This is a genomic window from Haloactinopolyspora alba (assembly GCF_003014555.1).
GTDB lineage: Bacteria > Actinomycetota > Actinomycetes > Jiangellales > Jiangellaceae > Haloactinopolyspora > Haloactinopolyspora alba.
Map to the genome: position 1 here is coordinate 1 of NZ_PYGE01000045.1, position 1414 is coordinate 1414.

Annotated in this window: 1 protein-coding gene and 1 pseudogene; both read left to right on the plus strand. The window is 72.8% G+C overall.

All coding sequences use genetic code 11. The annotated features are described in order from the left end of the window. Window positions 1–492: pseudogene (locus CLV30_RS27115) on the plus strand (hypothetical protein); the annotation flags it as partial. Next, on the plus strand, window positions 452–1414 hold a 963-nt coding region (locus CLV30_RS25785; RefSeq protein WP_170119664.1), incomplete at its 3' end, for a DUF222 domain-containing protein. The pseudogene CLV30_RS27115 and the gene CLV30_RS25785, both read left to right, overlap by 41 nt.

A 1414-nucleotide genomic window follows, 5' to 3' on the forward strand; every position in this document is an offset into this window, starting at 1 on the left:
GGTCCGGGCGGGTGGGGCGTCGACGCCTGGGTCGATGCGCCCGATGCGCCGTTGCCGGCCTCGTTGGTGGAGCGTGATGCGGCGTGGTGTCCGGGTAACGCCGTTTCTGGTGATCTCTCGTGTGGTGATCCACTCGATGACCTGCTCGACGGTCTGCCCGACGTGGCTGACGACGAAAGCCGGGTCGCGCTGGGCGATCTTGCCTCGTTGGTGGATGCGGAGCCGTTGTGGGTGGTGCCGGATGGGGGTGGGGGCTACGCGGTGGTGCGTGAGGCTGGTGGGTGGGTGTCGACGGTGGCGGGGGTGGCGCCGGGTCCGGGGTTGGCGGCAGCGGTGGATGCGGAAGTGCGCGGTGATGGGCGCGACGTTTCTGGTGGGTCTGGTGTGGCGGGGTTGGTGGGGCTGAGTGATGTGGAGTTGGGGGGAGGTCGCGGCGGGGTGTCAGCGGTTGATGTCGTGGGCGCGGGGTGTGCAGGCCGCGGCGGTGGCTGAGCTGTCCCGGCGTCCGTCGATGCGGCCGGAACCGTCCTGGCGGGGTGCGGTGTCGTCGTCGGTGCGCGCGTGTGTCGGGCTGGAGGTGACCGGTGCGCTGTGTGTCACGTCGTCGCAGGCCGAGTCGCTGGTCGCGGAGTCGGTGGAGCTGGTGGAGGATTTCGCGGCCACGCATGCCGCGCTGACCGCGGGGCGGGTGGATGAGCGCCGCGCGCGGGTGCTGTTGGGGGAGTTGCGGGGGCAGGACCGTGACGTGGCGCGGGTGGTGGAGGCCGCGGTGATCGACCGTGCGCCGCAGTGGGACACGCGCCAGTTGCGGCGCCGGGTCAAGACGCTGCTGCACCGGCTGGCGCCGGTCGCCGTGGCCGAACGCCGCCGTGAGGCCGAGCAGCGCCGGCACGTGTGCGTCGCCCCGGCCGGCGACGGCATGGCCTGGGTCGAGGCGCTGCTACGCGCCGAGGACGCCGCCGCGCTCAAAGCGGTGCTGGACGCGGGGCAGAAGACGCTGAAGCGCCGCGACGCCGCCGCCGGTGACCCACACGCGCGCACCACCGATCAGCGCCGCGCCGACGTGCTCGCCCGGCTGGCCTGGACAGCCCTGTCCACCGGCCACATCGGCACCACGGCCCATGGCGACACCCCCGAGACAGCGGACACCGGCGGCGGCAGCAAGCCAGAAACCAGTACCAGCACCGACCGCGCCGACAGCCGCGACGACATCGACCGCGACGACAGCCGCGACAGCGGCGACGGCGCCGATCGTGATGGTGAGACAAACACCCGCGTCGGGACAGACACCGGCACCGACGGTGATCTCCACGACGACCCCGAACCCCACACCGCCGGCACGGCCAGCACCAGCGGCGGCGATCGTGATGGTGAGCGTTCCCGGTGCACGGCCGACCCACCGGAACGACCACCC